Here is a 5755-nt window from a genome sequence, read left to right on the forward strand (position 1 = left end):
TTTCATGCTGGCTTTTGAGTCGTGAACTTTGGCCCATTCACATAAGGAAAGCGACAGGTCAATATGACTGGCATCCAGGGAATATAATGGATTCTTAAAGCGAAATTTATGGGCTACTTTTGAGTGTTCATAGTATTTAAGCAACTTGTAAAAGAGCTGTTGATACAAGGCAGCAGGCTGCTGCTCATTGATTCGTGCCAGTGTACTTCGGGGAATAGACTTTGCTCCGAAATGACTCAGTTTGTCCTGTTGGCACTCCAGATTGGATTGAATATCTCTCAGACTTTGCCTGCAGGAAAGTTGAGACATCAAGATGGCAATAAACTGATCCCATCTTGAAGCCGCTCTAAATTTCTGTCCAACATGGTGTACTTTAGCAAGTTGCTCAAAATCCTGTCGCACGACGGGTTTAATAAGCTGATGAAATACGGTATTCTGATGTGACAAAACCTGAATCCTGGTCGTTAAAGTGTTTGTTTGCACTCATATTTTAACGATTTGGACTCAGGTTTTTTATTTAAATCAAACTATGGGACAGCAGTGATCTTCAGATTCCCTTTTTGTATTGATAGATCTCAATGATTAATTACTTATGAGCAGCCTTATAACGTGATAGTGCGGTGACGGCTACTGCCGATACGACCACTGCTGGTAAACTTGCCACAAGAATACCTGTGGTGCCCAAACCTAATGCCAGAATTTTTCCAGTTAATAATGGTCCAGTCATCGCCCCTAAACGCCCTAAAGAGATCGCACTGCCCACGCCTGTCACTTTGCCTGCGCCTGAGTAAAAAATCGGTGAGATCCCATATAGAATAAATTGACCACCCGTAGAGAAAATGCCACCCATGACTCCCGCCAAAATTAATAACGGAATAGAAGTTGTGGTGAATAACAATACCAAGGCAACAAACAAGCCACTATAAATGATGGTCGCCATTTGCCAAAGCTTTAAACGATCCAGTAAATAACCTAGGCTCAGGGTTCCAATGACAGCGCCCACCTGGAACACCAACATCACCAAAAATGCCTGCTGTTTCTGCAAACCTTGTTCCATAAGTAAATTTGGCAACCAGCTAATCAAAATATAATTGATCATCAAGGTAAAAAAGAAGCCAACCCAAAGAGGCACTGTATTTTTATACTGTCGCTGCTTGAACAACACCTCAGCCATTCCCGGCACAGCTTCGCCAGAAACCGGTACTTCCGCATTCACTTTAGGCTTATCTTTAAGAATAAACGCCATTAATGGAATCAGTGCTAAAGGTGTTAATCCCCCAATCAGGAATAAGGTTTGCCATTGAATCTCTGGAAGCAGCATGGCCAGACCGGCAACAAAGATCGCCCCTACCGGTAAACCACAATACATCAGACTATTTAGCTTGCCACGGTTGGCTTCGGTTGCTTCATCACCGACGACTGAAATCATGGTTGGCATTGCCGCACCTAAACCCAGACCAGTAAAGAAACGCGCTGCATATAAAACTTCGATGCTGGGCGCAATTGCAGTCAGCGACATGAACAGACCAAAAATAGTCACAGAAAGCATCAGGACTTTCTTTTGTCCTAGATAATCTGCAATACGTCCGCCAAAGAATGCACCAAACAGCATTCCAAAGACACCCAGACTAAATACATAGCCCATTTGGATTTGATCTAAACTAAAGCTTGCCGCAATTCCTTTCGCTGCAATCCCGGGAGCTTGAAAGTCAAAACCTTCAAAAAATGCGACCCAAAAACATAAGAATATGGTTAATATTTTTTGGGCTTTTCCGCTATATGGCTGCGCCATGACTGATCTCCATCAATAATTCACAAACCGTTTGATAGTGTGACGATCCGTTGCATTATTCTTAACCTAATCTTGATAGAGAAATAGCACGACAATAGTCGGGTTTAAGCACATCAACATGTGTAAATACCCTCCAAATTAGACCTAAAAGATTGTATTTATAGACTTAACACATCTTAATAATATTTATTATATATATTTATCAAATACTTAATTTAATTGTAGTTATTTTTAATTCAACGATAGTCAAAACTTATACAAAACTACAAGCCGATAAAAAGCCCGCTTAATGCGGGCTTTTTTAGCGCAAAATCTTAAGCAGATTTCTTTGCTTGTGCATTCTTACGAATTGTAATCATCACCAGTTGAACTGCTGCAGGGGTTACACCTGGAATACGACTGGCTTGCGCCAATGTTTCAGGACGAACATCTTTCAGTTTCAGGGTAATTTCACGGGACAGACCTGACACGATGTCATAATCGAAATCCGCAGGAATACGGGTTTCTTCAAGACGTTTCATTTGTGCGACGTCTTCATGCTGACGATTAATATAACCCGCATATTTCACTGCAATTTCAATTTGCTCACCGACAAATGGTGATACTTCAGAATTGGTTAACTCTGCAATTTGAGCAAATGAAATGTTTGGACGTTTCAACAAATCAATCGCCGAACATTCTTTAGACAGGTCTGCACCGGTCATCTCAACGAATTTCTTACCCATTGGGTTATTTGGTGCGGCCCACAAGTGTTGCAAACGGCCTGTTTCTTTTTCCACTGCTTCCATTTTCTCACAGTACACTGCCCAACGCGCGTCATCCACCAGACCCATTTCACGACCAATGGCTGTTAAACGCTGATCTGCGTTATCTTCACGCAGCATCAAACGGTATTCGGCACGTGAGGTGAACATACGGTATGGTTCTTTGGTACCTAATGTGATCAGGTCATCAACCAGAACACCCATGTATGCTTCATCACGTTTTGGCGTCCATTGCTCCTGATCCCAAGCACGGCGTGCAGCGTTCAAGCCTGCAAGCAAACCTTGCGCACCCGCTTCTTCATAACCGGTTGTGCCGTTGATTTGACCGGCGAAATACAAGTTATTAATTGCTTTGGTTTCAAGGGTAAATTTCAACGCTTGTGGGTTGAAATAATCGTATTCAATGGCATAGCCCGGACGAAGAATGTGCGCATTTTCCATACCACGGATCGAGCGAACCAGTTCAAACTGAACGTCGAACGGTAAAGAAGTCGAAATACCATTTGGATAAAGCTCATGTGTATCCAAGCCTTCGGGCTCCAAGAAGACTTGGTGAGAATCTTTATCGGCAAAACGGTGAATCTTATCTTCAATCGATGGGCAATAACGTGGTCCAACACCTTCGATCACACCCGTGTACATCGGTGAACGGTCTAAACCGCCACGAATGATTTCATGCGTGCGTTCATTGGTATGCGTGATATAGCAATTTACCTGCTCAGGATGCATAGACACATCCCCCATGAATGACATGGTCGGAGATGGGAAATCACCCGGCTGTGGTGTCATCACAGAGAAATCCACTGAACGCGCGTCAATACGTGGTGGTGTACCTGTTTTTAAACGACCTACTGGCAAGTTTAATTCACGCAAACGATGTGCAAGTGAAATAGATGGCGGATCACCAGCACGACCACCGCTAGATTTCTCCAGACCAACGTGGATGACACCACCTAAGAATGTACCTGCTGTCAGCACCACAGTTTTCGCATCAAAACGGATACCCATTTGGGTAACCACACCTTTAACGGTATCGCCTTCAACAATCAGGTCATCTGCGGCTTGCTGAAAAATATCAAGGTTTGCTTGGTTTTCTAATGTTTCGCGAATAGCCGCTTTATAACGTACACGGTCCGCCTGCGCACGTGTTGCACGTACTGCAGCACCTTTACGCGAGTTCAAAATACGGAATTGAATACCGCCTTTATCGGCAGCCAGTGCCATCGCACCGCCCAAAGCATCAATTTCACGCACCAAATGCGATTTACCAATACCACCGATGGCCGGGTTACAGCTCATCTGCCCTAAAGTCTCAATGTTATGAGTTAAGAGTAAAGTCTGTCGACCCATACGCGCTGCAGCCAGAGCCGCTTCCGTACCGGCGTGACCGCCACCGATAACAATAACATCGTATACTTTAGGATAATGCATAGTGGTAATTGAGAGATAAAAAAGGATAGCTGAGCATTATAGCAAATTTCACTCTAAAGTAGACAAATTCAGTAGAATTTATCCTCAGATAAATCGCACTTAACTCGCACAACATTAAAGCACTGTAATTTAACTTTGCAGAGGGACTATATAAATTAAACATATAAGCTGAGAAATTTACTCGATTTGCATTGTTTAATCTCGCGCATTTTTTAATCTATATGTTGGTTACATTACAAACAAAGGTATAAAAGATGAATAAGAATATTTTCCTCTCAACCGTTCTATGTGGTTTATGTTTTGCGCCGTTTGCTGCATCAGCGAATGATAAGGTCGAAACCATTTATAATGCACAAAAGTACCAACAGGTTTGTAAAGGCAAATCCCAAGGTGCACAAGTCAGTTTTGCCCATCGCGGCATTATCTGGAATGGTACCTGTGAACAGCAGTTTTTCGCTTCATCCAAAAACGCTTCAATCAAAGGCGATGAAGCCGAACTCATGAGTACTTGTAGCGGCAACAGTGGTGCAACCACTGCCACCATTAATGGTACCGAAGTCAAAGGTAAATGCGCATTAGGCTTTATGCCACCACGCCCTCAGGGACAATCTCAGATGCAAAGCCAACCAATGCAGCCGCAAATGCAAAGTCAGCCTATGCAGCCACCGATGCAAAATCAACCAATGCAGCATCAGATGAACCAGCCAGCACAGCCTGACTCACCAATGCAAGGCCAGCCAGGTATGTAGCCGATATATATCTAAATAGTTTAGATTTCAAGTAAAAGCTTTGACGGGCAAAGTGACTGCATTTTGCCCGTTTTTTATTGCTTATTTATTCATCTAGGCTAAACTCGAAATATATCTATAAATGTATAATAAAAAACGCCAATCTCAACTTTTTAAGTCATTGAAATAAAAAGGACATAACCTCATTTTAAATCCGTCTATGAAAATAAAATTACAGTTATGTCCACTGAAGAATTTATCATCATTGTCTATTTAATCATAGAGGAAATTTACCCAACTATAGTCTCTGAACCATTAAGAAAACGTGGTTTTCCACCTGCTTTAACCGATATTGAAATTATCACAATGCAAATTGTTGGTGAGTGTCTCAAAATGGATACGGATAAAAGCATATGGATGTTTTTTAAAAACAATTACTTAAGTTGGTTCCCTCATTTAGGTTCATATCCTAACTTTTGTAAGCATTGTGCAAACTTATGGCAAGTTCATCAAAAAATCACAGCCCAATTAACTGCACATTATGGTCAGGATCATATTCATTTTATTGATGGATTTCCTATACCTGTTTGTCGTTATAGTCGAGCAAAAAGACACAAGAATTTCAAAGAACATGCAGGTTTTAGTTATTGTGCTGCACAACAAGAGAAATACTATGGTTTTAAAGGGCATCTTGTAATTAATTTGGAGGGTATGATTACTGGCTATACTTTCGCTCCAGCAAATGTAGATGAGCGTGATGTTGCACCAGAAATCACAGAAAATATTCATGGGTTACTAGGTGCAGATAAAGGTTACTTAAGACCCAGCTTGAAAGAATACTATAAATTTCAGTATGTTGATCTACAAACTCCTTTAAGAAAGAATATGCCGGACTCTAGATCTCAAGAATCAATGAGGTTGCTTATGAGGTAAGCGTCCGCTGAACACACCTTATGAATTCGTCCTATAAGCCTTAATTTAGTCCCCACTTAAAAACAAGTGGGGACTAAAATTTATGACTACAAATCACCAGACATCCA

4 protein-coding genes and 1 pseudogene are annotated in these 5755 nt (G+C 41.7%); 2 read left to right on the top strand and 3 right to left on the bottom strand.

Annotation, left to right across the window (positions count from 1 at the left end; all coding sequences use genetic code 11):
* From WFH18_RS16550 to mnmG, 3 genes are all read right to left on the bottom strand, one after another.
* Nucleotides 1-447, bottom strand: a 447-nt coding sequence (locus WFH18_RS16550; protein ID WP_336755300.1) for a DUF4372 domain-containing protein, incomplete at its 3' end; no start/stop codon positions are given.
* A gap of 139 nt (nucleotides 448-586) precedes the next feature.
* Entirely contained in the window at nucleotides 587-1792 is a 1206-nt protein-coding gene (gene mhpT / locus WFH18_RS16555; protein WP_005263070.1) for a 3-(3-hydroxy-phenyl)propionate transporter MhpT, read from the bottom strand.
* A 314-nt stretch (nucleotides 1793-2106) separates the two neighbouring features.
* Nucleotides 2107-3987 (bottom strand): tRNA uridine-5-carboxymethylaminomethyl(34) synthesis enzyme MnmG, encoded by a 1881-nt coding sequence (gene mnmG, locus WFH18_RS16560; protein ID WP_004279892.1) that lies wholly within the window; start codon nucleotides 3985-3987, stop codon nucleotides 2107-2109.
* 254 nt (nucleotides 3988-4241) lie between these two features.
* On the opposite strand from mnmG, the gene WFH18_RS16565 reads away from it, so the two are divergent.
* Together WFH18_RS16565 and WFH18_RS16570 are read left to right on the top strand one after the other, a co-directional pair.
* Nucleotides 4242-4736 (top strand): hypothetical protein, encoded by a 495-nt coding sequence (locus WFH18_RS16565; RefSeq protein WP_005263072.1) that lies wholly within the window; start codon nucleotides 4242-4244, stop codon nucleotides 4734-4736.
* 219 nt (nucleotides 4737-4955) lie between these two features.
* A pseudogene (locus tag WFH18_RS16570) lies at nucleotides 4956-5645 on the top strand (IS982-like element ISAba825 family transposase); the annotation flags it as partial.
* Nucleotides 5646-5755 lie beyond the last annotated feature (110 nt).

Source organism: Acinetobacter sp. USHLN143 (assembly GCF_037145695.1).
Lineage (GTDB): Bacteria > Pseudomonadota > Gammaproteobacteria > Pseudomonadales > Moraxellaceae > Acinetobacter > Acinetobacter fasciculus.